At 69.9% G+C, this 24037-nt stretch carries 22 protein-coding genes; 15 read left to right on the forward strand and 7 right to left on the reverse strand.

Going from position 1 to position 24037, the window contains the following annotated elements; genetic code table 11:
- Positions 1-33 precede the first annotated feature (33 nt).
- Genes ACWEIJ_RS26955 through ACWEIJ_RS26965 form a run of 3 tightly spaced genes read left to right on the forward strand, consistent with a single transcriptional unit; the run spans position 34 to position 1516 of the window.
- The gene (locus ACWEIJ_RS26955) at positions 34-633 is read left to right on the forward strand and encodes a TetR/AcrR family transcriptional regulator (RefSeq protein WP_449840047.1); all 600 of its coding nucleotides are present in this window, start codon (positions 34-36) and stop codon (positions 631-633) included.
- Positions 634-676: 43 nt separating this feature from the next.
- On the forward strand, positions 677-1078 hold the full coding sequence (locus ACWEIJ_RS26960) for an SRPBCC family protein (protein ID WP_449840011.1): 402 nt from the start codon (positions 677-679) through the stop codon (positions 1076-1078).
- 9 nt (positions 1079-1087) lie between these two features.
- Positions 1088-1516 (forward strand): MarR family winged helix-turn-helix transcriptional regulator, encoded by a 429-nt coding sequence (locus ACWEIJ_RS26965; protein WP_449840012.1) that lies wholly within the window; start codon positions 1088-1090, stop codon positions 1514-1516.
- Here ACWEIJ_RS26965 and ACWEIJ_RS26970 read toward each other — a convergent pair.
- Complete coding sequence (locus ACWEIJ_RS26970; protein ID WP_449840013.1) at positions 1500-2609, reverse strand: PQQ-dependent sugar dehydrogenase; 1110 nt, start codon at positions 2607-2609, stop codon at positions 1500-1502. The genes ACWEIJ_RS26965 and ACWEIJ_RS26970 overlap by 17 nt on opposite strands.
- A 7-nt stretch (positions 2610-2616) precedes the next feature.
- Positions 2617-3150, reverse strand: coding sequence for a DUF4291 domain-containing protein (locus ACWEIJ_RS26975; protein ID WP_449840014.1), 534 nt, complete (start codon positions 3148-3150; stop codon positions 2617-2619).
- Positions 3151-3373: 223 nt separating this feature from the next.
- Here ACWEIJ_RS26975 and mfd point away from each other — a divergent pair, with 223 nt between their 5' ends.
- From mfd to ACWEIJ_RS27000, 5 genes are all read left to right on the forward strand, one after another.
- The gene (gene mfd / locus ACWEIJ_RS26980) at positions 3374-6925 is read left to right on the forward strand and encodes a transcription-repair coupling factor (RefSeq protein ID WP_449840015.1); all 3552 of its coding nucleotides are present in this window, start codon (positions 3374-3376) and stop codon (positions 6923-6925) included.
- Positions 6926-6939: 14 nt separating this feature from the next.
- Positions 6940-7887 (forward strand): SurA N-terminal domain-containing protein, encoded by a 948-nt coding sequence (locus tag ACWEIJ_RS26985; RefSeq protein ID WP_449840016.1) that lies wholly within the window; start codon positions 6940-6942, stop codon positions 7885-7887.
- A complete protein-coding gene (locus ACWEIJ_RS26990) occupies positions 7884-8804 on the forward strand; it encodes a MazG family protein (RefSeq protein WP_449840017.1) in 921 nt (306 codons plus the stop codon). The genes ACWEIJ_RS26985 and ACWEIJ_RS26990 overlap by 4 nt, the downstream gene beginning before the upstream one ends.
- A gap of 29 nt (positions 8805-8833) precedes the next feature.
- Positions 8834-12004, forward strand: coding sequence for a S41 family peptidase (locus tag ACWEIJ_RS26995; protein WP_449840018.1), 3171 nt, complete (start codon positions 8834-8836; stop codon positions 12002-12004).
- Between the two features lie 94 nt (positions 12005-12098).
- Positions 12099-12875 (forward strand): hypothetical protein, encoded by a 777-nt coding sequence (locus ACWEIJ_RS27000; protein WP_449840019.1) that lies wholly within the window; start codon positions 12099-12101, stop codon positions 12873-12875.
- Positions 12876-13141: 266 nt separating this feature from the next.
- Here ACWEIJ_RS27000 and ACWEIJ_RS27005 read toward each other — a convergent pair whose 3' ends face one another.
- Positions 13142-13948 (reverse strand): lytic transglycosylase domain-containing protein, encoded by an 807-nt coding sequence (locus tag ACWEIJ_RS27005; protein WP_449840020.1) that lies wholly within the window; start codon positions 13946-13948, stop codon positions 13142-13144.
- A 131-nt stretch (positions 13949-14079) separates the two neighbouring features.
- Between ACWEIJ_RS27005 and efeU the strand changes: the two genes are divergently transcribed.
- The 3 genes from efeU to efeB are packed head-to-tail and all read left to right on the forward strand — an operon-like array spanning position 14080 to position 17275.
- On the forward strand, positions 14080-14904 hold the full coding sequence (gene efeU, locus ACWEIJ_RS27010) for an iron uptake transporter permease EfeU (protein ID WP_449840021.1): 825 nt from the start codon (positions 14080-14082) through the stop codon (positions 14902-14904).
- A gap of 11 nt (positions 14905-14915) precedes the next feature.
- Positions 14916-16037, forward strand: a complete 1122-nt coding sequence (efeO, locus tag ACWEIJ_RS27015) for an iron uptake system protein EfeO (protein ID WP_449840022.1) — start codon at positions 14916-14918, stop codon at positions 16035-16037.
- On the forward strand, positions 16034-17275 hold the full coding sequence (efeB, locus tag ACWEIJ_RS27020) for an iron uptake transporter deferrochelatase/peroxidase subunit (protein ID WP_449840023.1): 1242 nt from the start codon (positions 16034-16036) through the stop codon (positions 17273-17275). The genes efeO and efeB overlap by 4 nt, the downstream gene beginning before the upstream one ends.
- Here the strand turns inward: efeB and ACWEIJ_RS27025 are convergent.
- From ACWEIJ_RS27025 to ACWEIJ_RS27035, 3 genes are read right to left on the reverse strand one after another with little or no spacing between them, the layout of a single operon-like run.
- Positions 17272-17643, reverse strand: coding sequence for a tetratricopeptide repeat protein (locus ACWEIJ_RS27025; RefSeq protein WP_449840024.1), 372 nt, complete (start codon positions 17641-17643; stop codon positions 17272-17274). The genes efeB and ACWEIJ_RS27025 overlap by 4 nt on opposite strands.
- 10 nt (positions 17644-17653) lie before the next feature.
- Positions 17654-18547 (reverse strand): DMT family transporter, encoded by an 894-nt coding sequence (locus ACWEIJ_RS27030; protein WP_449840025.1) that lies wholly within the window; start codon positions 18545-18547, stop codon positions 17654-17656.
- Positions 18548-18596: 49 nt separating this feature from the next.
- Entirely contained in the window at positions 18597-19715 is a 1119-nt protein-coding gene (locus tag ACWEIJ_RS27035; RefSeq protein ID WP_449840026.1) for a MalY/PatB family protein, read from the reverse strand.
- Positions 19716-19765: 50 nt separating this feature from the next.
- On the opposite strand from ACWEIJ_RS27035, the gene ACWEIJ_RS27040 reads away from it, so the two are divergent.
- The 4 genes from ACWEIJ_RS27040 to ACWEIJ_RS27055 are packed head-to-tail and all read left to right on the forward strand — an operon-like array spanning position 19766 to position 23342.
- On the forward strand, positions 19766-20215 hold the full coding sequence (locus ACWEIJ_RS27040; RefSeq protein WP_449840027.1) for an Lrp/AsnC family transcriptional regulator: 450 nt from the start codon (positions 19766-19768) through the stop codon (positions 20213-20215).
- A 43-nt stretch (positions 20216-20258) separates the two neighbouring features.
- Positions 20259-21797, forward strand: coding sequence for a BTAD domain-containing putative transcriptional regulator (locus ACWEIJ_RS27045; protein ID WP_449840028.1), 1539 nt, complete (start codon positions 20259-20261; stop codon positions 21795-21797).
- Positions 21798-21847: 50 nt separating this feature from the next.
- Positions 21848-22543 (forward strand): SDR family NAD(P)-dependent oxidoreductase, encoded by a 696-nt coding sequence (locus ACWEIJ_RS27050; protein WP_449840029.1) that lies wholly within the window; start codon positions 21848-21850, stop codon positions 22541-22543.
- A gap of 58 nt (positions 22544-22601) precedes the next feature.
- The gene (locus ACWEIJ_RS27055; protein ID WP_449840030.1) at positions 22602-23342 is read left to right on the forward strand and encodes an SDR family NAD(P)-dependent oxidoreductase; all 741 of its coding nucleotides are present in this window, start codon (positions 22602-22604) and stop codon (positions 23340-23342) included.
- On the opposite strand, the gene ACWEIJ_RS27060 is transcribed toward ACWEIJ_RS27055, so the two are convergent.
- Complete coding sequence (locus tag ACWEIJ_RS27060; protein ID WP_449840031.1) at positions 23327-24028, reverse strand: alpha/beta fold hydrolase; 702 nt, start codon at positions 24026-24028, stop codon at positions 23327-23329. The two genes, ACWEIJ_RS27055 and ACWEIJ_RS27060, sit on opposite strands and share 16 nt — an antisense overlap.
- Positions 24029-24037 lie beyond the last annotated feature (9 nt).

Genomic DNA, 24037 nt, shown 5'->3' on the forward strand with positions numbered 1-24037 from the left:
CACCGTAGGCTGGCTCGGGTGACCAGGGTCAGGATGACGGGCAAGGAACGCCGAGAGCAGCTCCTGGACGTCTCCCGCGCCCTGTTCGCCGAGAAGGGCTTCGAGGCCACCTCCATCGAGGAGATCGCGCACCGCGCCGGCGTCTCGAAGCCCGTCGTCTACGAGCACTTCGGCGGCAAGGAAGGCATCTACGCCGTCGTCGTCGACCGCGAGATGCAGCGCCTGATGGACCAGATCGTCGACGCGCTCGACGGCGGCAGCCATCCGCGCGAGCTGCTCGAACGGGCCGCCAGCGCGCTGCTCGACTACATCGAGGGCTCGACGGACGGGTTCCGCATCCTGGTGCGCGACTCGCCCGTCGCCTCGTCCTCCGGCACGTTCTCGTCGCTGCTCAACGACATCGCCTCGCAGGTCGAGCACATCCTCGCCCTGCACTTCGCGAAGCAGGGCTACGACCGCAAGCTCGCGCCGCTGTACGCGCAGGCGCTGGTCGGGATGGTCGCGCTGACCGGCCAGTGGTGGCTGGAGGTGCGCAAGCCGAAGAAGGACGAGGTCGCCGCGCACCTGGTGAACCTGGCCTGGAAGGGCCTCTCCGCGATGGACCACAAGCCGCGGCTGCGCAGCCGGGCGTGAGTTGCCCGTTGTGCGTTAGTAAGCGCGCATATAGTATGCGTGCATGACGAATTACTCGTACGAGCACAGCGTGGAAGGCCCTGCGACCGTGGCGGCGGTGTGGGCGTTGTGGAGCGACGTCTCGCGGTGGACGGAGTGGGACGAGGGGCTGGAGTCCGTGACGCTGTCCGGCCCGTTCGCCGAGGGTTCGCGCGGCACGATGGTGGTCAAGGGGCAGGGGGCGATCGAGTTCACCCTCACCTCGGTGACGGACTCCGGCTTCGTGGACGAGACGTCCGTGCCCGGCGCGTTGCTGCGGTTCAGCCACCACGTGGAGCCGGTGGGCGAGGGCGTGCGCGTCACGCACTCCGTGGTGATCGAAGGGCCTGCGGCGCAGGAGTTCGGTCCGGTCGTGACGGCCGACTTGCCGGACGCCGTGCAGGCACTGGTGAAACTGGCCTGCTGAAATTGTGCTGTGACGCGCTTTTCCGGCCCGGACGAGTCTCCCGGCTTCCTGTTGTGGCGGGTGACGCTCGCGTGGCAACGGGCCATGCGGGCGGCACTGGCCCCGTACGACCTGACGCACGTGCAGTTCGTGCTGCTCGCGTCGTTGTGGTGGCTGGAGGGGCACAGCGGCGCGCCCTCCCAGCAACGCCTGGCCGAGCACGCCGGCACCGACCCGATGATGACCTCGCAGGTCCTGCGCAAGCTCGCGGACCGCGGCCTGGTCTCGCGGGAGGTCGACCCGTCCGACACGCGGGCCCGGCTGCTCTCGCTGACCGAGCCGGCAAAAGCGCTGGTCTCGCAGGCCATGAAGGACGTGGAGGACGCGGACGCCGCCTACTTCGCGGGCCTGGGCGAGGAACACCAGGCCTTCGTCCGCGGTCTCACACGTCTCCTGTGAGCCGCAGCAGCTTGTCGTCCGAGCCGTTCGACGTCGTGATGTACAGCGACCCGTCCGGCGCGGTGCGGGCGGCGCGCAGCCGTCCGTACTTGTTGTTCAGCTGCTCGGGGATGCTGACGTTCTGCACCTTGCCCTGCGCGTCCAGCGTGAACAGCAGCAGCTTCGACCCCTTGAGCGCGGTGACCGCGAGCTTGCCGTGCCAGAACGCCGGCTGGCAGATCGCTTCAGTCGGCGCCCCCGACGACCACACGGCCGGCACCGCGTCCGGGAACCGCTTCAGGTCGGTCATCGGCACGCTCTCGTCGTACCCGCCCTGCGTGCCGCCCTTGGACGGGTCCCACCCGTAGTTGGCGCCCGCCTTGAGGAGGTTGACCTCGTCGTCCACGTCCGGCCCGTGCTCGCTGGAGAACACCTGGTCCGAGTCCGGCCGCACGACCACGCCCTGCACGTTCCGATGCCCGTACGTGTAGACGCGCCGCTCGTTGGCGTTGGCGGACTTGGCGAACGGGTTGTCCTTCGCACCCTCACCGGTCTCGGCGTCGATCCGCAGCACCTTGCCGCCGAGACTCGTCCTGTCCTGCGGGTTGCGCCCCTGCGCGATGTCACCGGTCGCCACGAACATGGTCCCGTCCGGCGCGAGCGTGGGCCGGCATCCGGAGTGCCTGCCGCTCGGGTTCGAGGGCATGCCGGTGACGAGGTCTTTGACCTTCGTGGCCTTGGTGCCGTCGAGGCGGAACGTCACCAGCCGCACGTCGCTGACGGTGTTGTAGCAGACGGTGAAGCGCTGGTCGTCCGGGTGGATCACCAGCCCCATCAGGCCGCCCTCGCCCTGCACCTTGACGTCGGTGAGATCGATGTCGACGGGTGTGACCTGGCCGTTGCGGACGAGCTTGAGTCGGCCAGGGCGCTCGGTGACGAGGATCGAGCCGTCCTTGCGGAACCCGACGTCCCAGCCGTGTTCGAGGCCCTTGGCGACCTCCTCGACCTTCAGGCCCTGGGGAGGGGGAGCCTTGGACGGCGCGTTCCCGCCTGGCGGAGGGGTGGAGCAGGCCGCTGACGCGAGTAGTAACCCAGCTGCCACTAATGCGTGCATGTCCCAACTATGCGTTTTGTGCCGTGGTGGTCGCGTAAGGCCGTTCAACGGGCAGGAGTGCGCGCGCCTTGTCGTCATCGCCCGCACGCACGGCGGCATGCACCTCGCGCGCAAGGTCCGTCACGTCGGTGATGCTGATCGTCCACTCGTGCACGTACTTCTGCACGGCCTCGCGTGTCAGCCCGATCTGGATGGCCCGGTACGGCAACGGCTCGTGCCTGAGGCCCCGCTCGGGATCCCACTGCACCCGCACGTCGGGCTTGCCGGAGATGTCGCTCTCGACGGCACGGGAGACCGCCCAGTCGAACCCCTCCCGGGCGATCCGCACGGCCAGCACCCGCTCCTGGCCTTCCTTCCGCGCGTAGCCGCAGCGGTACATCATCCAGAGGAACGACGGCTTGATCCACGTCATCCGTTCCATCTTGAACGGCGGTACGAACCGTTGCGCCGCCACCGCGGGCTCGGCGATCGCGGGCGAATAGGCCTGGTAAACCACGATGGACTGATCGTCGTAGTCAGCCCTGATCTCTCTCGTCGACACGCACGAAGCGTGACGGCTCGATATCCGCCGGGGCGAGCGGATTTCGCCGTGCCACGGTCGGCGCATGGCATCGGAGATCACCCTCATCCGTCGAGGCCGACCTCACCGCGGCGCTGCCAGAGCCACCCGATAAGGGGTCGCGGAACGAGCTAAGGTGGGTGGTGAGACCCCTCGTCCCAGGCAGGGGTCTGTCTGGCGTTCCGCACTCGACGGGGTTTCTCACATGCCGCTGCTCGGCCTGCTCGATGGTGTCCTGCCCGACAAAGCCCTCCGCACGTTGATCGACTCCGCCGGCGTCCCCGAGCTGGAGCTGGACGGTCCGCTCGCCGCCCGCCCGCTCGTCGTCGCCGCGCTGTCCACCGCGAAGCCGGTCCTCGCCGTCACGGCCACGGGACGCGAGGCCGAAGAGCTGACCAACGTCCTCAAAGACCTCATCGGACCGGACAAGGTCGCGTTCTTCCCCAGCTGGGAGACGCTGCCGCACGAGCGCCTGTCTCCTCGCGCGGACACCGTGGGTGCGCGGCTGCAAACCCTGCGAAGGCTCAAGCACCCAGAGGGCAACCCGATCAGGGTGCTCGTGACGACGGTCCGCAGCCTCATCCAGCCGATGGCGCCCGGCCTGGGCGACCTGCGGCCGGTGCACCTGAAGACCGGTGAGGAGCAGGACTTCGCCGAGCTGATCACGCGGCTGGCCGAGAACGCCTACACGCGGGTCGACATGGTCGAGAAGCGCGGCGAGTACGCGACGCGCGGTGGCATCCTCGACATCTTCCCGCCGACCGCGGAGCACCCGTTCCGCGTCGAGTTCTGGGGCGACGAGGTCAGCGAGATCCGGCCGTTCTCCGTGCAGGACCAGCGGTCGTTGCCCACGCAGATCGACGAGTTCGTCGCGCCGCCGTGCCGTGAGCTGCTGCTCACCGAGGACGTCAAGGAGCGGGCCCGCGACCTCGCCGAGGAGCACCGGTCCGACGCCCACCTCGCCGAGATGCTGGAGAAGATCTCGGGCGGCATCGCGGTCGAGGGCATGGAGGCGCTCATCCCGGCGCTGTGCCCCGGCGAGCTGCAGCTGCTCACCGAGGTCGTGGAACCGGGCACGCACGTGCTGCTCAACGACCCGGAGAAGATCCGGGCCAGGGCCGCCGACCTCGTGCGCACCGGCCAGGAGTTCCTGGAAGCGTCCTGGATGGCCGCGGCGGCCGGTGGCAAGGCGCCGATCGACCTCGGGCGCAGCGCCTACCAGAGCATCGGCGAGATCGCCGAGAACGCGAAGTCGAACGGTCGTCCGTGGTGGACGCTCAGCCAGCTCACCACCGACGCGCCGGACGTCGTGCACCTCGACGTGAAGCCCGTCGAGGCCTACCAGGGCGACGTCGACCGCGCCTTCGCGGACCTCAAGGCGCACACCGCGACCGGTGGTGCGGCGGTGCTCGTGGTGCCCGGCGCCGGTACCGCGCAGCGCGCCGTGGAACGCATGAAGGAAGCCGAGATCGCGGCCGTCCACGTCGAATCCCTCGACGAGGCACCGAAACCCCGCACGGTCACGGTCGTCCGCGGCTCGCTCGAGGACGGGTTCGTCCTGCCGGACCTCGCGCTGGTGGTGCTCACCGAGACCGACCTGACCGGTGGTCGCGGTGGGACGTCCACGAAGGACATGCGCAAGATGCCCTCCAGGAGGCGCAACGCGGTCGACCCGCTCGCGCTCAAGGCGGGCGACTTCGTGGTGCACGAGCAGCACGGCATCGGCAAGTACGTGGAGATGGTCCAGCGCACGGTCGCCGGCGCGACCCGCGAGTACCTGGTGCTGGAGTACGCGAGCAGCAAGCGCGGTCAGCCCGGTGACCGGCTGTTCGTGCCGACCGACCAGCTCGACGAGGTCAGCCGGTACGTCGGTGGCGAGCTGCCCACGCTCAACAAGCTCGGCGGCAGCGACTGGAAGAACACGAAGTCCAAGGCGCGCAAGGCGGTCAAGCAGATCGCGGCCGAGCTCGTCCAGCTCTACGCGGCCCGGCAGAGCGCGCCCGGTCACGCGTTCGCCGCCGACACGCCGTGGCAGCGCGAGCTGGAGGACGCGTTCGCGTTCACCGAGACGCAGGACCAGATGGCCGCGATCGACGAGGTCAAGGCCGACATGGAACGCGGCGTGCCGATGGACCGCGTCATCTGCGGTGACGTCGGCTACGGCAAGACGGAGATCGCGGTCCGCGCGGCGTTCAAGGCGGTGCAGGACGGCAAGCAGGTCGCGGTGCTGGTGCCGACGACGCTGCTGGCCCAGCAGCACCTCAACACGTTCTCCGAGCGCATGCGCCAGTTCCCGGTGAACATCAAGGGGCTCAGCCGGTTCACCGACGCGCAGGAGTCCGAGCAGACCATCGCCGGTCTCGCCGACGGCGAGGTCGACATCGTGATCGGCACGCACCGGCTGCTGCAGAAAACGGTGCGGTACAAGGACCTCGGCCTCGTGATCGTCGACGAGGAGCAGCGGTTCGGCGTGGAGCACAAGGAGCACATCAAGGCGCTCCGCACACACGTCGACGTGCTGACCATGTCCGCGACGCCGATCCCGCGCACGCTGGAGATGTCGCTCGCCGGCATCCGCGAGATGTCGACGATCCTGACCCCGCCGGAGGAACGGCACCCGATCCTCACCTACGTCGGCGCGTACGACGACAAGCAGGTCGGTGCCGCGATCCGGCGCGAGCTGCTGCGCGACGGCCAGGTCTTCTTCGTGCACAACCGGGTGTCGAGCATCGAGAAGGCCGCACGCCGCATCCGCGACCTCGTCCCGGAGGCACGGGTCGTCACCGCGCACGGCCAGATGAACGAGGACCGCCTCGAGAAGATCATCCAGGGCTTCTGGGAGCGCGAGTTCGACGTCCTCGTCTGCACCACGATCGTCGAGACCGGCCTGGACATCTCCAACGCCAACACGCTGATCGTCGAGCGCGGCGACCTGCTCGGCCTCGCCCAGCTGCACCAGCTGCGCGGACGCGTCGGCCGCGGCCGGGAACGCGGTTACGCGTACTTCCTGTACCCGGCCGAGACGCCGCTGACCGAGACCGCGCACGACCGGCTCGCCACGATCGCGCAGAACACCGAGCTGGGCGCCGGCATGGCGGTCGCGATGAAGGACCTCGAGATCCGCGGCGCCGGCAACATCCTCGGCGCCGAGCAGTCCGGGCACATCGCGGGTGTCGGCTTCGACCTGTACGTCCGGCTCGTCGGCGAGGCCGTCGAGGCGTTCCGCAAGCACGCGGGGGCGGAGAGCGTCGAGGAGGAGGAGCTCGCCGAGGTCCGCGTCGACCTCCCGGTCGACGCGCACATCCCGCACGAGTACGTGCCCGGCGAGCGCCTGCGCCTGGAGGCCTACCGCAAGATCGCGGCCGCCTCCGACGAAGCCGCGCTGCAGGCCGTCTGGGAAGAGCTCAAGGACCGCTACGGCACACCGCCGGAACCGGTCGAGCGCCTGCTCGGCGTCGCCCGGCTGCGGCACACCTGCCGCCGCCACGGCGTCACCGAGGTGATCGCGATGGGTCAGAACGTGCGGTTCGCGAAGCTGGAGCTGCTCGACTCGCAGCTGGTCAGGATGCGCCGGCTGTTCCCGAAGGCCGTCTACAAGCAGGCCATGGGCACGGTCACGGTGCCCAGGCCGACGGAGGGAGCGGCGGGCGGCCGGATGGGTGCACCGCAGCTGCGCGACCAGGAGTTGCTGGACTGGTGCGGTGCGTTCCTCGACTCACTCGCGGGGACTCCCGTGACCCCGGTCACCACGGCGTGAGAAGGTAGATCCTCGTGAGCACTGTTCTGAAGCGTTTCTCGCTGGTCGGTGTGGCTGTGGCGTTGCTCGCCACCGGATGCGGCACCGGACCCGCCAAGGCCGGTTCGGCCGCGATCGTCGGTGACCAGGCGATCACGTTGGAGACCGTCCAGGACCGCACCGTGAGGGTGCTCAACAAGGAACCCGGCGCCAAGCAGGCGCGCGACCGGGGGCAGTTCAAGCTCGAACAGATCTCGCGGGCGGTGCTCGCCAACGAGATCCTGCACAGGTTCGCCGAGAACGCGGCTCAGCGCGAGAACATCACGGTGGACGAGACGAAGGTCTACGACGTCGTGCAGCAGGCCGGTGGACCGGAGGCCGCGTCGGCGGACAGCCTCAACGACGCGACGAACATCCACCGCCAGGTCCGCGACGGGCTGATCTTCGCCGAGCTCGCCCGGCGCAACCTCGCGACCCTGCAGGTCACCATGGACTTCGTCTCCGTGAAGGACCCGAAGGAAGCGCGGAAGATGGCCGAGCAGGTCGCGGCCGACCCGGCGAAGATGGAGGAGTTCATCCAGGCGGCGCCGCGCAGCACCCAGGGCTCGCAGCTCTCGGGCAGGGACCAGCAGCTGCGGATCAGCGAGAACGCGTCGCTCGCGGGCACCCCGCTGTGGGCCGTGAAGCCGGGCACCGTGGTCGTGTTCAAGACCAACGACCAGTCGGCCACCTCGGAGGTCGCGCTCGTCAAGGACCGCAAGACGCTGCCGGCGGTGCCGGGCGAGGACGACATCGCCGACCGCGCCGACCCGAAGCTGCTCTTCGACTTCGGCAAGCGCATCGCCCAGTACCTCGCGGCCGACCTGTCGATGGAGGTCAACCCCCGCTACGGCGTGTGGGACCCGATCGACACCATGGTCAAGCCGAGCGAGGGTGAGCTGTCGGGGTTCATCGGCCCGGTCGCCACGAAGAACAAGTCTTGATCACCGTCGTCGTCCTGAGCGAGCGGCTCGACGCCGTGCTGCCCGCCGCCGCCCTGCCCGCGTTGCGCACGGCCAAGGCCGTCTACGCGGGCGAGGGCGTGCCGCTGGAGTTCTGGTCCTCCCTCGGTGTCGACGGACCAGCGCCGGCCGTGGTCGAGGACGGCGCGGTGGTGATCACGACGTCACCGGAGGCGTACCCCGGAGCCGCCGTGATCACGACGCCGGAGCCGATGGGCGCCGCGCTGCTCGACGCGGCCGCCGTGATGCATCGGCTGCGTTCGCCCGGCGGCTGTCCGTGGGACGCCGAGCAGGACCACCTGTCGTTGCGCCAGTACCTGCTCGAAGAGACCTTCGAGCTGCTGGAGGCGATCGAGGACGGCGACCGCGCCGCGATGCGCGAGGAGCTGGGCGACGTGCTGCTCCAGGTCCTGTTCCACGCGCGGGTCGCGGCCGAGCACACCGAAGACCCGTTCGACGTCGACGCCGTCGCGGCCGAACTGGTGGCGAAGCTCGTCGGACGTCACCCGCACGTCTTCGAGGGCCACGACCCGGCCGTGCACGACGCGACCTCGCAGCAGCACCGCTGGGAGGAGCTCAAGCAGGTCGAGAAGCGGCGTGAGTCCAGTGTGGACGGTGTCGCGCTCGGCCAGCCGGCGGTCGCGCTGGCCGCGAAGCTGGTGCAGCGCACCAAACGCGCGGGTCTCCCCGTCGACCTGCTGCCGGAGGGCGACGACACCGGCACGACGTTGTTCGCCGTGACGGCGCTGGCGAAGCTCGCGGGTGAGGACCCGGAGACGGAGCTCCGCCAGGTGTGCCGGCGTTTCGCCGCGAACGTTCGCGAGGCGGAGGCCAAGGCGCGGGCCGAAGGTGTGGAATCTCTGGCCGCAGAGGACTGGCGTCGCTTTTGGCCCTCCTGAAACGGTGAGCGTGGGCTAACGTCGATCTCGTGACTTACCTGCGGTATCCGCACCTGCGCGGTGACTTGGTGACGTTCGTGGCCGAGGACGACGTGTGGCTCGCGCCCGTCGACGGAGGAAGGGCCTGGCGCGCGTCCGCCGATCAGGTACCGGCTCGTGCACCTCGGTTCTCCCCTGACGGCACGCACTTGGCCTGGGCCAGCTGGATCGACGGCGCACCGGAGGTCCGGGTGGCGCCTGTGGACGGTGGCCCGGCACGCCGGTTGACGCACTGGGGTGTGAGCCGCACGGCGGTGTCCGGGTGGACGCCGGACGGGCGAGTGCTCGCGGTGTCGACCACCGGGCAGATGTCCCGGCAACGCAAGCACGCGCACGCCGTGCCGCTGGACGGCGGACCGTCCGAAGTGCTGCCGTACGGGTGGGTCAACGACGTCTCGTTCGGGCCGGACGGGCAGGTCGTCACGTCGTCGAGCTACATGCAGGAACCGGCCAACTGGAAGCGTTATCGCGGTGGCACCGCGGGCAAGCTGTGGGTGGATCTCACGGGTGACGGCGAGTTCTCCCGCATCCTCGGTGATCTGAAGTCGTCGCTGGTGAACCCGATGTGGGTGGACGGGCGGATCGCGTTCCTGTCCGACCACGAGGGCGTCGGCAGCGTGTACTCGGTGCTGCCGGACGGTTCCGACCTGCGCCGCCACACCGCGGGCGAGTTCTACGCGCGCAACGCCTCCAGCGACGGCTCGCGGGTGATCTTCCACCAGGCCGGCGAGCTGTGGCTGCTGGAAGGCCTGTCGGACCTGCGCAAGCTCGACATCAAGCTCGGCGGGCCGCGCACCGGCCTGCAGCCGCACCACGTCAAGGCTTCCGGCAACGTCGAGTCGTTCAGCGTCGACCACACGGGCCGCGCTTCCGCCGTCGAGGTCCGCGGCACCGTGCACTGGGTGACGCACCGCGATGGTCCCGTGCGCGCGTTGGCCGACCGCTCGGACGTCCGCGCGCGGCTGCCGAAGGTGCTCGGCGAGACCAATCACGTGGTGTGGGTGACCGATGTCGAGGGCGAGGAGGCCCTGGAGATCGCGCCCATCGGTGGTGTCGAACCGGGCAACACCGCACGTCGCGTCGCCTCCGGTCAGCTCGGCCGGGTCATGTCGCTGGCCGCCGCGCCCGATGGTTCGCGCGTCGCCGTGGCCACGCACGACGGCCGGTTGTTGTTGGTGGACATCGCTTCCGGTGAGGTGCGCGAGGTCGTCAACGGGGCCAACGCGCACATCACGAGCCTCGCGTTCTCGCCCGACTCGTCGTGGCTGGCGTGGTCGCACCCCGGCCCGTCCCCGTTGCGGCACATCAAGATGGTGAACACCTCGGATCTGTCCGTTGTGGACGTGACGCCCCTGCGGTTCGCCGACTTCTCGCCCTCCTTCACCGAGGACGGCAAGTACTTGGCGTTCCTGTCGATCCGCACGTTCGACCCGGTGTACGACGCGCACGTGTTCGACCTGTCGTTCCCCACGGGCTGTCGGCCGCACCTCGTGCCGTTGGCGGCCACCACGCCGTCGCCGTTCGACCCGATGTACGGCGGACGTCCCGTCGGTGACGAGGACAAGGACTCCGACGACGATGACGAGAAGACCTCGGTCACTCGGGTCGACGTCGAGGGCCTGGCCGATCGCGTCGTGCCGGTGCCCGTCGCGGCGGCGGAGTACGTCTCGCTGAAGGCCGCGCGCGGTGGGTTGCTGTGGTTGCGCCGGCCGTTGCTCGGGGTGCTGGGTGACAACCTGGCCACGCCGAACTCGCGGCCGCCGCGCACGGTCCTGGAGCGCTACGACTTCGGCAAGCTGAAGACCGAGGTGCTGGCGGACAGCGCGGAAGCGTTCGCGGTGTCCGGTGACGGCAAGCGGATGGTCATCGAGGACCGCGGTGACCTGCGGGTCGTGCCGTCCGACAGCAAGGCGGACGAGGACTCCGCCGACTGCGTCGAGATCGACCTCTCGCGCGTGCGGGTCGTGGTCGACCCGGCGGCGGAGTGGGCGCAGATGTACGCCGAGAACGGCCGGCTCATGCGCGATCACTTCTGGCGCACCGACATGGGCGGCGTCGACTGGCAGGGCGAGCTGGACCGCTACCGGCCGCTGGTGGCCGAGGTGGGCAGCCACGACGACCTGGTCGACCTGCTGTGGGAGGTGCAGGGCGAGCTCGGTACGTCCCACGCCTACGTCTGGGGCGAGGCGCCGGGCGTGCCCGCGTCCCGTCGTCAGGGCCTGCTGGGCGCGGACCTCGTGCGTTCGGGCTCCGACTGGATCGTCGAGCGCGTGATCCCCGGCGAGACGTCCGACCCGAACGCGCGTTCGCCGCTGGCCGCGCCCGGCGTGGCCGTGCGCGCGGGCGACGCCATCGTGGCCGTTGACGGGCGTCCGGTCGGTCTGGCCGGTCCTGGCGCGTTGTTGGTGGGGACCGCCGGTAAGCCGGTGGAACTGACCGTGCGGCCCGGTGGTGGTGGCGAGCTGCGTCGGGTCGTGGTGGTGCCTCTGGCCGATGAGGAGCCGCTGCGCTACCACGCGTGGGTGGCTGACCGGCGTGCGTTCACGCACCGGTTGTCGGGTGGCCGGGTGGGTTACCTGCACGTGCCGGACATGATGGGCGCCGGCTGGGCGCAGCTGCACCGCGACCTGCGGGTGGAGCTGGCCCGCGAGGCGCTGGTGCTGGACGTGCGCGAGAACGGCGGCGGCCACACCTCCCAGCTGGTGATCGAGAAGCTGGGCCGCAAGATCATCGGCTGGTCGGTGGCCCGCGGGTACACGCAGTCCGAGTCGTACCCGCAGGACGCGCCCCGCGGCCCGGTGGTGGCGGTGGCCGACGAGTTCGCCGGCTCGGACGGCGACATCGTCAACGTGGCCATCAAGGAGCTCGGGATCGGACCCGTCGTCGGCGTCCGGACGTGGGGCGGTGTCATCGGTATCGACATGCTCTACTCGCTCGTCGACGGCACCATGGTCACCCAACCGAGGTACGCGTCGTGGTTCAAGGGCCATGGATGGGCCGTGGAGAACTACGGTGTCGACCCGGACATCGAGGTGGTCATGACACCGTCCGACCGCGTTTCCGGGCGCGACCCGCAGCTGGAGAAGGCCGTTTCGTTGGCCCTGGAAAGCCTTTCATCTTCGCCTGCCGCTCACGCTCCGGAGTTGCCGCCGCTGGCCTGACAACCCCATCGTGTGACTAAAGAACTGTGACGGACTGTTCCGTGTGGACGATCAACCAGACGGAACAGTTGTCACCGTTCGGGGGTGCGTCCAGATGAGTCATCGTGAAGAGCCGCGCAGCGGTCGCGGATGCTTCGGAGCCGTGGTCGTCGTGCCGTTCCTGGCACTCGGCGGCATGTTCGCGTTGATCGCCCTGACGGGCTCTCCCGACGAGGCGCCGCTGGCGGCACCACCGCCCGCCCGCCCCACCTCCCAGTGGTGGACCGAGCCGTTCGAGACCGGGACGTCGCTGGCCACTGTCACCGAGACCGTGGTGGTGGAGGGGGCGGCTCGGGAGGTCCGGGCGGCGCGGCTGGCCACGCAGACTCGGGTCGCCGTGTCCACCGTGACCGAGACCGTTCAGGCCACCGGCACCAAACCCGCCGTCAACGCTCGGAACGAGCCTCCCGGTGACCCCGGCGATCCTGAGCCGACGCAGACCTTGCCGTCCACTTCGGTGGTTTCGACCTCGGTCGTCCCGTCGACGTCCAGCCTGCCGCCCGCGCCGCCTGCCACCTCCGCGCCCGCGCCGGTCACGCAGACTCCGATTCCGTCCACGCCTCGGTCGGAGGAGCCGGTTCCGACGACTCCGGGTGCGCCTGGCAAGCCCGGTGGTCCCGGTAAGCCCGGCGGGCCTGGCAAGCCCGGCAAGCCTGGCGGGCCCGGTAGGTCCGATGAGCCGGGCAAGCCTCCTTGTGATCGGTCCGAGCCCGCGCCCTCGCCGGAAGGGCCTGCTTCGGGTGAGGTTTCCGTCGGGGTGACTCTGGAGTTGCCACTGCCTTCCCCTGCCGGGGTTTCGTCCACGTCCTCCGCGCCCTCGGCAGGGGCCTGAGAGAGGGGGGTTGGGGTCTTCTACCGCCAGGCCCCAACTTCCTTCAGGGCTTTGAGATCGCACAGATTGTTGTGCAGTGCGGGGTTGGGTGTTGCTCCTGTGTCGGTCGCCCCGACTGGCCGGCACTCGTTCTCGGGGTCACCTGGCCCGCGGGGCAGCGGGATCCGCTGCCCCGCTTCTGCGTGTTCTGGGTCTGCGGGTGGTCACCTTGCACCCACCGGGTTCGTGCGGGAAGACGGCTCGGACCTTCGGCCCTCGATCGGGTGCTACTGGGCCGCGCTTGCCCTGGCATAGGCGTCTGCGCCGCTGAAGACGTTCTGGCCGTACTCCACGGAGTTGTTGTAGGCCATCACCGCGGCCCACCAGCCCTGGCCCGTGCCCAGGTCGCGGGACCCGCCCGCGCACAGGTAGCGGGCGGCGGTGAGGGCGGCGTCGTCGATGTTCTGCGGGTCCGCGGGGAGGCCGTCCTCCGCCGCGCGCTTGGCCCAGCGGTTCCAGGTGCCCGGGATGAACTGCATCGGGCCGACCGCGCGGTCCCAGGTCGGGTCGCCGTCCAGGCGGCCGCCGTCGGTGTCCCTGACGGCCCGGACGCCGGGGGAGCCGTCGAGGGGGATGCCGATGATCGGGCGGCTGGGCAGGCCGTTGTCCTGCAGGCGGGTGCCGTTGATGGTGCCGTGGCGGGATTCCACCCGGCCGATGCCGGCCAGGGTGGCCCAGGAGATTCGGCAGGCGGGGGCCTCGCGCTGCATCGCCAGGTCGGCGGCGGCGTAGGCCTGCAGGGCGCGTACCGGGATGTCGGTCTTCGAGGCGACCCTGGTCGCCCACTCGTTCAGCGGGTTCGCGCCTGCCACGGCGGCCGGGCCGGGGGCGGCGGCGCCGGGTTCCACCTCCTGGACGGGGACCAGGAACGGCGGTGGGCCGAGTGGGGCGATGTCTCTGCGGTTCAGCGCGCCCAGGGCCCAGGCGCCCGCGGCCACCACGACGATCAGCAGCAGCACCAGGACGATGCGGCCGATGACGTTGCCGTAGGCGGGGCGGCGGACCTGGGGTTTCACGGGCGGCGGCGGGACCACGCAACCCAGGCTACGGGTTCCTGAGGGGCCCTGACGGGGTCAAGCGTGATGAAACCGGCACTGATGGCGGCTGGACATACAGGTGAGGCTTACCTTAAATAAGGCCGACCTAATTTGTGGAGGGCGTCGAGATGTTGTTCAGCAATGGGCTGATCGGGCTGCGGGAAGGCCTTGAGGCCGCGCTCGTGGTGAGCATCTTGATCGCTTTCCTCGTGAAAACGGACAGAAGGTACGCGCTCAAGTGGGTCTGGGTCGGTGTGGTGACCGCGGTGGCACTGTCCGTGGCCGCCGGGGCGATCATCACCTTCAGCGCTGCCGGAATGAGCTTTGAGCAGCAGGAGGCGTTCGGCGGGACGATGTCGATCATCGCGGTCGCGTTCGTCACCGGAATGATCTTCTGGATGCGCAAGGCGGCCAAGACGATCGCGGCCGAGTTGCGCGGCAAAATGGACGAGGCGCTCAAGGTCGGGCCGTTGGCCATCGTCGTTGTGTCCCTTTTGTCCGTTGGGCGGGAAGGGCTGGAGACGGCCGTCTTCTTCTATTCCAGCGTGCAGGCCGCCGGTGGGGGCACCACCGAGCCGTTGTTCGGGTTCCTGGCGGGGATCGGGCTCGCGGTGGTGATCGCGGCCCTGCTGTACCAGGGCGCGATCCGGTTCGACCTCGGCAAGTTCTTCAGCGTCACCGGTGTGCTGCTCGTGTTCGTGGCGGCCGGGGTGCTCAGCTACGGCATCCACGACCTGCAGGAGGCCGCGATCCTGCCCGGGCTGAACACGCTGGCGTTCGACATCAGCGGCACCGTGCCCGAGGACTCCTGGTACGGGGCGCTGCTCAAGGGGTTTTTCAACTACTCGCAGCGCACGTCCGTGCTGCAGGCCATCGCGTGGGTCTCCTACGTGGGGGTTGTTCTGTCCGTGTTCCTCATCCGGCCGCGCCGTCGCGCCGCCGTGGCCAACTGATCAATGGAGTAGTGACCGTGCGCAAGGCAGTAGTGATTCTCGGTTCGCTCGCGGTGCTGGCGGCGTGCAGCGGCAAACCCGCGAGCAACGCGAGCGGGTCGATCGCTGTCGAGGCGACCGACGACGCGTGCAAGGTGTCCAAGACCGAGGCGAGCACCGGCCCTGTCACGTTCGAGGTGACCAACAAGGGCACCAAGGTGACCGAGTTCTACCTCTACGCGGAGGGCGACCGGATCCTCGGTGAGGTCGAGAACATCGGGCCCGGGCTCAACCGGAAGCTGATCGTCGAGGTCACGGAACCGGGCAAGTTCCAGACCGCGTGCAAGCCCGGCATGAAGGGCGACGGCATCCGCGGCGACTTCACGGTCACCGGCGACAGCAAGAAGTCGAGCGACGGCAACGCGTTGCTCGGTGAGGCGACCAAGAGCTACCAGCGCTACGTCACCTCGCAGGCCGACCAGCTGGGCGCCAAGACGGAGGAGTTCGTCAACGCGGTCAAGGCCAAGAAGGTCGACGACGCCAAGGCGCTCTTCCCGGTCGCGCGCACCTACTGGGAGCGCATCGAGCCCGTCGCGGAGAGCTTCGGCGACCTCGACCCCAAGATCGACGGCCGCGAGGACAAGATCGAGGACGGCCAGGCGTTCACCGGTTTCCACCGCCTGGAGAAGGACCTGTGGGAGTCCGGTCTGCAGGCCGACTCGGACAAGATCGCGGACCAGCTGCTGGCCGACGTCAAGGAGATCGTGGCCAAGGCGAAGACGGTCGAGCTGACGCCGGTGGAGCTGGCCAACGGTGCCAAGGAGCTGCTGGACGAGGTCGCCACCGGCAAGATCACCGGTGAGGAGGACCGCTACTCGCACACCGACCTGTGGGACTTCCGCGCCAACGTCGACGGCTCGCAGGCCGCGATCGCCGCGCTGCGTCCGGCCGTGGAGCAGAAGGACAAGGCGCTCGCGTCCACTCTGGACACCAAGTTCAAGGCGCTCGACGAGGCGCTGGAGAAGCACCGCAAGGGTGACGGCTTCAAGTCCTACAAGGAGCTGTCGCAGGACGAGGTCAAGGCGCTGGCCGAAGCCGTCGACGCACTCGGCGAGCCGGTCAGCAAGGTCGCAGAGGTGGTGTCGGCCAAGTGACGACAGGGGTTCCGCGGCGCAGGCTGCTCGGGTTCGCGGGCGCCGGTGTGGCGCTCGCGGGCGCGGGTGCCGCTGCCGGAGCGTTCGCGACGAGGCAGTCGCCGGAGGTGGAGAACGTCGCCGCGGCGAAGGTGCCGTTCCGCGGTGACGTCCAGGCGGGCATCACCACGCCCGCGCAGGACCACATGCACTTCGTCGCGCTGGACGTGAAGACGACCAGCCGCGACGAGCTGATCGACCTGCTCAAGCAGTGGACTCTGGCCGCGGAGCGGATGACCGCCGGCCAGGAGGCCGCGGAGAACGGCGCGGTCGGCGGCAGCGCCGAGGCACCGCCCAAGGACACCGGCGAGGCGCTCGACCTGCCCGCGTCCGCGCTGACGCTGACGATCGGCTTCGGACCGTCGTTGTTCGACGACCGGTTCGGGCTGAAGGACAAGCGGCCGGAGGCGTTGATCGACCTGCCGCGCTTCCCGCAGGACGACCTGGACCCGTTGCGCTCCAACGGTGACATCTGCATCCAGGCGTGCGCGAACGACCCGCAGGTCGCCGTGCACGCGATCCGCAACCTGGTCAGGATCGGGTTCGGCCGGGTCGCGGTGCGCTGGTCGCAGCTCGGGTTCGGCCGCACGTCGTCGACCTCGCGCTCGCAGGTCACCCCGCGCAACATGTTCGGGTTCAAGGACGGCACCCGCAACATCAAGTCCGAGGACACCGACCTGCTGCGCGACCACGTGTGGGTCACCGAGGGCCCGGAGTGGATCCGCGGCGGCACGTACCTGGTGGCGCGCCGGATCCGGATGCACATCGAGATCTGGGACCGCACCTCGCTCACCGAGCAGGAGCAGATCATCGGCCGCACCAAGGGCGAGGGTGCGCCGCTCGGGCAGCAGAAGGAGTTCGATGAGCCCGACCTGCACGTCCGGGGTGCCGGTGGCGTGCCGCTGATCGGCGAGACCTCGCACATCCGGCTCGCGTCGGCGGAGTCGTTGAACGGCGTCCGGATCCTGCGCCGCGGCTACAACTTCACCGACGGCTCCGACGGGCTCGGGCACCTCGACGCCGGCCTGTTCTTCCTCGGGTTCAGCCGCGACTCGCGCACGCACTACGTGCCGATGCAGCAGGCGCTGTCCACAAAGGACAAGATGATGGAGTACGTGGAGCACACCGGTTCCGCGCACTTCGCCGTGCCGCCGGGGGTGAAGGAGGGCGAGTTCTGGGGGCAGGGCCTGTTCCGCTAGCCGCCCAGGGCCCTTCGGGCTTTGACCTCACCGAGCGCTTCCTGGTACTCGGGTGACGGGTTCATCGCGACCGCCATCCGCAACTGGGCGAGCGCCTCGGTGAGGCGTCCCAGCCGCTGCAGCGTCTTGCCGAGCGCGAACCGCGCGTAGTGGTCGCTCGGGTCGAGGTCGAGGACCTTGCGGAACGCCTCCTCGGCCCGGTTGAGCTGCGCGGACCCGAGATAGGCCCGGCCGGCGAGCAGCTGCACCGACGGCGCCTCCCCGGCCTCGGCCAGCACCTGCTTCAGCTCGCGCAGCGCGTCGAGAGGCCGGCGCTGTGCGAGCAACGCCTCCGCCTTCCGGAACGCCTCGAAGGTGCTGTCCGTCATTCGATCAACGTTACCCACCGCTCGCCGGTTCTTCGACTGCCGTCCGGGCGACAGCACCCTTCGGGGTGGTCGTGCCGAGCCAGCAGGCGCCGAACCCGAGCACCAGCCCGGCCACGACCCCGGCCGTCGGCACCTGTCCGAGCAGCGGCCACGCGATCAACGCCGTCACCGACGGCACCACAGAGGACAGCGTGGTCATCGCGGCCGCACCGCCGTCGCGCACCCCGATGAGGAACAGCGACGCCCCGCCCATCGAGTTCACCAGCACCAGGAACGCGACGGTCAGCCAGAACCGCCGCCAGTCCGTCACCCCGGCGTGCTCGGTCAGTGCGAGCAACCCGACCACCGGCACCGACACGGCGTGCTGCACGGCGTTGCCGCTGCGGAAGTCCGTGTCGCGGCAGAACTTCTGCTGGTGGACCCCGCCCGCGACGAAGCAGAGCATGCCCAGCACGGTGAACACCGCGCCGGACCCGAACGACGCCAGCCGGTCCCACAGCGCCGCGAGCACGGCGGCGACGCCCAGTGCGAGCCCGAGCACCTGCGCGAGTCCAATTCGGACGCGGAACACGCCCGCCGCCACCACGGCCGTGAGCACCGGCGTGCACGAGATGATCAACGCGGTGACCGACGCCGGCACGCCCAGCCGCAGCCCGAGGTACACGCCGGAGAACTGGCCCGCCTGCACCAGCAGGCCCGCCACGCACGTGTGGGCGAGCGGCCGGCCGCGTGGCCAGCTCGCGCTGGTCGTGAGGGCCACCAGCGCCATGAGCGTGGCCGCGAGCGCGAAGCGGATGGTGGTCATCAGGAACGGGGGAGCGACGGCGACGGCGAGCGCGCCCACCGGGTAACCGGAGGCCCAGACCAGCACCGTGCCCACCGCGAAACCGGGTTTGATCCGCACGGCTCAGGACTACCAGCCGGTGCCGTCGCGCACGAGGTCCTGTTCCGCTCTACCGCACGGACGCCATCCGCCGGACCGCCTCCGTGATGATCTCCGGCGAGGTCGCGAGGTTCATCCGCACGAACCCCTTGCCGCCGGTTCCGAACGGGATCCCGGAGTTCAGCGCGACCCGGCCCTGCTGCAGGAAGACCTTGCCGGGGTCGTCGCCGAGGCCGAGCCCGCGGCAGTCCAGCCAGGCGAGGTACGTGCCCTGGCCGGGCGTCCAGCGCACCTCGGGGAGGTGCGCGGCCAGCAGGTCGGCGAGCAGCCGCCGGTTCTCGTCCAGCCCGGCGAGCAGCGCGTCCAGCCAGTCGCCGCCGTGCCGCAGCGCCGCCGTGTGGGCGAGGATCCCGACGTGGCTCGGCCCGTGGCTCACCTCCTCCGGCAGCCGCTTCAGGTCCTCCGCGGCCGCCGGTCCGGCGATCGCCAGCGCGGCCTTGAGCCCGGCCAGGTTCCAGGCCTTGGAGGCCGACATCAACGACAGCCCGTCGGGCGCGACGCTGAGGTACGGCACGAACTTCGCGGTCGTGATCGGTGCGTGGATCTCGTCGGCGACCACGCGCACGCCGTGCTCACGCGCCAGCCGTGCGACCTCCGCGAGCTCGGCCTCGGTGTGCACGGTGCCGGTCGGGTTGTGCGGGCTGCACAGCAGGTACACCGCACCCCTTCCGGCCCTGGTGAACGCGTCCCGCAGCGCGGTGAAGTCGATCCGGTGGGCCTCGCCCAGCGGCGCCTCCACCACGGTGCGGCCCAGCGACTCGACGAACTGGAAGAACGGCGGGTAGACCGGGCAGTTGACCACCACGGGCGCGTCCCGGTGCGAGACGAGCCGGAGCATCTCGACGACGCCCAGCATCACGTCCGGCACGATCGCGGTGTGCTCGACGGCCGGTGCCCAGCCCCAGCGGCCTTTCGCGAACTCGGCCAGCGCTTCGGCGTAAGCGGTCCCGCAGGGGTAACCCGTGTCGCCCAGTGCCACGGCGTCGGTGATCGCGCGGGCGACGGGTTCGGCCAGCAGGACGTCCATCTCGGCCACCCACACGGGCAGCACGTCCGCGGGGTAGTGCCGCCACTTCACGCTGGTGCGTTGCCTCAGCTGGTCCAGGGAGAGCTGACGTAACGGGTTCATGCAGCAAAAGCTAGGGGAACCCGGCGGCAAGGTGTTTGCGTTGTTTGCGCATGGACGCCGTGGACCGCAAAATTCTTGCCGAACTGCAGCGCGACGGCCGGATCACCGTCACCGACCTGGCCCAGCGGGTGCAGCTCAGCATCTCGCGCTGCCAGCGGCGCCTGCGCGAGCTGGAACGCGACGGGGTCATCCGCGGCTACCGCGCGGTGGTGGACGCCGCCGCGGTCGGGTTCGGCTTCGAGGCGCTGGTCTTCGCCAAGCTCCGGCTGGACACCATGGCCGACTTCGACCGCGCGCTGGCAGACGTGCCGAACGTCGTGGAGGCGCAACGGCTGTTCGGCAGCCCCGACTACCTGCTGCGCGTGGTCACCGCGGATCTCGCCTCCTACCAGCGACTTTACGAGGAGACGCTGGCGAAGCTGCCGGGTGTGCGCGGGCTGACGTCGACCATCGTGATGAAGCAGGTGATCGAGCCGCGGCCGTTGCCCACCACTCCCTGACGTCGGGGGAAGCGGGGAATGCGCGCGAGCGTTGTGCTGTTGCATGAGCCTGCGCTTCTCACTGATGGGTCCGGTACGAGCCTGGCGAGACGACGAGGAGATCGACCTGGGGCCGCGCCAGCAGCGGGCGGTCCTGGCCGCGTTGCTGCTGAACAACGGCATCCGGCTGAGCAACGACCAGCTCATCGGCATGGTCTGGGACGACCCGACGCCGAGCGCGGTCATGGCGTTGCGGACGTACATGTACAAGATCCGCAAGACGCTCCCCGAGCTGAACCTGAAGTCGAGGGACGGCGGCTACACCGTGCGCGCGGAGATCGTCGAGGACTGCGGCGGCGAACCCTTGGAGGGCCTCCAAGGTGCCTACTTCGACGCGCAACGGGTGCGGCTGCGCGACTACCGCCTCAAGGCGCGCGAGGACTGCCTCGAACGCGAGCTCGACGTGCTGGAACTGCAGAAGCACGTCGCCGCCTTCCCGCTCAGGGAACGACCTCGTGCCCTGCTGATGCGCGCGCTCTACCTGGAGGGCAGGCAGGGCGAGGCGTTGGACCACTTCCACCAGGCGCGCGCACTGCTGAACGAGGAGCTCGGCCTCGAACCGGGCCCGGAGCTGCGCGAGATCCACGCGCAGATCCTCAAGGGTGAGATCAACCGGCCCCGCCGCCCGGAACAGCTGCCGCCCGACCTCGCCGACTTCGCCGGGCGCGCGCAGGAGATCGCGCAGGCCCTCCGGACGTTGCCGGGCACGATCGGCATCACCGGCATGAACGGCAGCGGCAAGACAGCCCTGGCCACGCGGATCGGGCACCTCGTCAAGAACCGCTTCGCGGACGGCCAGATCTTCGTGCGCGGCAAGGACGTCGCCGGTGAGCTGTTGCGCGCGGTCGGCGTGGAGAACCCGAACGGCGACAAGGCCGCGCTGTGGCGGGAGAAAGCGCGCGGCAAGCGGTTCCTGATCGTCGTGGACGACGTGCAGGACGCGGCCTCGGTCCGCGACCTCGCCTCGCCCGGCTCGGCCATGATCCTCACGAGCGTCCGGCGGCTGAACGAGCTGCCCGGCGTGACCTGGTTGAAGATCGCGGGGCTCAGTCCCGCCGAGGCGCGGGAGTTCTTCCGCGGCTTCCTGCACCCCGCCCGGATCGACGCCGAGCCGGAGCAGGCGGACGAGGTGCTCAGCCGCATGTCGTACCTGCCGAACGCCATCCGCGTGATCGGCGGCAAGCTCTCCGCCCGTCCGAACTGGACGCTCGCGATGCTGATCGCCCAGATGGACCGGGAGACGAAGATCGGCAACACCGTCCCGTCCGACTGCCGGGCCGTGCTGGCCCCGCTGGTCAGGGCGGAGGAGCAGCTCACCGACGAGGAACGGCACCTGCTGCAGTGCTTCGCCCGGCAGGACGCCGAGGTGATCGACGTGTGCGCGGCGGCGAAGATGGCGGGCGTCGAGCCGGGCGCGATCGAGTACGTGCTGGAGTCGCTCGCCGACGTGCACCTGATCGAGCCGCTGGTGCTCGGCCGGTACCGGCTGCCGCGGCTCGTGCGGATCTACTTCGGCTGGCGCACGCCCGTGCTGACCAGCTGATTCATTTCTCGTTCACGGCCTGACGAGCAACCACCGGAACCGTCAGCGCCATGGAACTCAAGGGACAACGGGCACTCGTCACCGGCGCGACGTCCGGCATCGGCAGGGCGGTGGCGGTGCGGCTCGCCGAGGCGGGCGCGACCGTCTTCACCACGGGACGCCGGGCCGGTTTCGGCGACACCCACCACGTCGTCGCCGACCTCGGCGACCTCGCCGACGTGCGCAGGCTCGCGGACGAGGTCGGCGAGATCGACGTGCTGGTCAACAACGCGGGCATCTTCCCGTTCGGGCCGACGGTCGAGCAGGACGTCGAGACCTACGAGCGGGTCTTCGACGTGAACGTGCGCGGGGCGTACTTCCTCACCGCCGCGCTGGTGCCGAAGATGATCGCGAGAGGTGGCGGCAGCATCGTCAACATCTCGTCGGTCACGGCTCGCACCGGCACACCGATCATGTCCGTCTACGGTGCGTCGAAGGCCGCGCTGGACTCCTTGACGCTGAGCTGGGCGGTGGAGTTCGGTGGCCACGGCATCCGCGTCAACTCCGTGGCACCCGGCCTCACCCGCACCGAGAAGGTCCAGGAGAACCTCGGCGACGCCATCGAGCACATCGCGGCGCCGACGCCGCTGCGCCGCGCGGGCGAGCCGGAGGAGATCGCGGAGGCCGTGCTGTTCCTGGCCTCGCCGAGGTCGAGCTTCCTCACCGGCTCGATCGTGACCGCGGACGGCGGCGCGATCGCGACCTGACCTGCGCATATATCCGGAATTTATGTCGAAATGATCCGGCGTCGGCAGATTCGTAGACATGTCAACCAAGGAGCTTGAAGGCAAGAAGGCACTCGTCACCGGCGCCACGTCGGGCATCGGCCGCGCGATCGCGGTCAAGCTCGCCCAGGCGGGTGCCACCGTCTACCTCACGGGGCGCAGGGCCGAGCTCGGCAAGGAGACCGTCGAGCTGATCGAGCAGGCCGGCGGCACCGGCCACTTCATCGTGTCGGACGTCGCGAACCTCGACGACGTGCGCAGGCTCGCGGACGAGGTCGGTGAGGTCGACGTGCTCGTGAACAACGCGGGCATCTTCCCGTTCGCGCCGACCCCGGAGCAGTCGGTCGAGACCTACGAGCAGGTCTTCGACGTCAACGTCCGCGGCACCTACTTCCTCACGGCGGCACTCGCGCCGGCGATGGTCGCTAAGAAGAAGGGATCGATCGTCAACGTCTCGTCGGTGGCCGGGCAGGTCGGCACGCCGGTCGGTTCCGTCTACAACGCCTCCAAGGCGGCGATGGACGCGCTGACCCGCTCGTGGGCGGTGGAGTTCGGTGCGGCGGGCGTGCGCGCCAACTCCGTGGCGCCGGGCCCGATCGCCACCGAGATGGCGGTCACGAGCGTGGGCGAGATGTTCGACCAGATCACTGGTGCCGTGCCGCTCGGCCGCGCGGGTGAGCCGGAGGAGATCGCGGAGGCCGTGCTGTTCCTGGCCTCCGACCGGTCCAGCTACATCACCGGCGCGGTGCTCACCGCCGACGGCGGCTACGTCGCGACCTGAGCCAGCAGCGGGGAGAGCGACGAGGGCGACTCGACGTGCACGTTGTGGCCCGCGCCGGGGAAGATCACCGGCTCGGGCACCAGCTCCTCCAGGTGCTCCCGGGGGCACATCGGGTCGTTCTCGCCCGCCGCCAGCACGACCTGGGCCTTCGACGCCATGATCAGGCCGGGCAGGTCCGGCCGGCCGACGCCGAAGGCCCTCAGGTCGAGCCCGGGCGCCCAGCCACCGTCCACTTCGGACACGCCATGGCGCAGCGGTACGCCCGCCATCTTCGACGCCCGCTCGACGGCTTCGGCCTCGGTGGCGAAGACCTTGGCGGGCTTGGCCGCGAGGGCCTGTGCCTTCGCCAGCTCCTCGTCGGTCCACCGCACCTTGATCCCGACGCCGACGCACGTGGTCACGTCGACGCCGAACCACCCGCTCGCCAGCGCGAGCCCGACGACACCGCCCAGCGAGTGCCCGACGACGGTCACCGGTCGGTCTGGGACCAACTCGGCGACCGCCGCCGCGAACGAGCCGAACGAGTAGCGCTCGATCGGTCCGCTTCGACCGTGACCGGGCAGATCCGGCACGAGCCAGCTGCCGTGCCACTCGGTCACGACGTCCTGCCACACCTCGCCCGTCGCGCCCAGGCCGTGCAGCAGCACCAGCAGCGGTCCGTCTCCACCACGTTCGACATGAAGCACGCGGACCAG

Source organism: Lentzea sp. NPDC004789, assembly GCF_053601075.1.

Coding starts and splice junctions, on each gene's coding strand:
- ACWEIJ_RS26955 (WP_449840047.1), top strand. CDS start 34: ATGACGGGCAAGGAACGCCGAGAGCAGCTCCTGGACGTCTCCCGCGCC.
- ACWEIJ_RS26960 (WP_449840011.1), top strand. CDS start 677: ATGACGAATTACTCGTACGAGCACAGCGTGGAAGGCCCTGCGACCGTG.
- ACWEIJ_RS26970 (WP_449840013.1), bottom strand. CDS start 2,609: ATGCACGCATTAGTGGCAGCTGGGTTACTACTCGCGTCAGCGGCCTGC.
- mfd (WP_449840015.1), top strand. CDS start 3,374: ATGCCGCTGCTCGGCCTGCTCGATGGTGTCCTGCCCGACAAAGCCCTC.
- ACWEIJ_RS27000 (WP_449840019.1), top strand. CDS start 12,099: ATGAGTCATCGTGAAGAGCCGCGCAGCGGTCGCGGATGCTTCGGAGCC.
- efeU (WP_449840021.1), top strand. CDS start 14,080: ATGTTGTTCAGCAATGGGCTGATCGGGCTGCGGGAAGGCCTTGAGGCC.
- ACWEIJ_RS27025 (WP_449840024.1), bottom strand. CDS start 17,643: ATGACGGACAGCACCTTCGAGGCGTTCCGGAAGGCGGAGGCGTTGCTC.
- ACWEIJ_RS27035 (WP_449840026.1), bottom strand. CDS start 19,715: ATGAACCCGTTACGTCAGCTCTCCCTGGACCAGCTGAGGCAACGCACC.
- ACWEIJ_RS27040 (WP_449840027.1), top strand. CDS start 19,766: ATGGACGCCGTGGACCGCAAAATTCTTGCCGAACTGCAGCGCGACGGC.
- ACWEIJ_RS27045 (WP_449840028.1), top strand. CDS start 20,259: ATGAGCCTGCGCTTCTCACTGATGGGTCCGGTACGAGCCTGGCGAGAC.
- ACWEIJ_RS27050 (WP_449840029.1), top strand. CDS start 21,848: ATGGAACTCAAGGGACAACGGGCACTCGTCACCGGCGCGACGTCCGGC.
- ACWEIJ_RS27055 (WP_449840030.1), top strand. CDS start 22,602: ATGTCAACCAAGGAGCTTGAAGGCAAGAAGGCACTCGTCACCGGCGCC.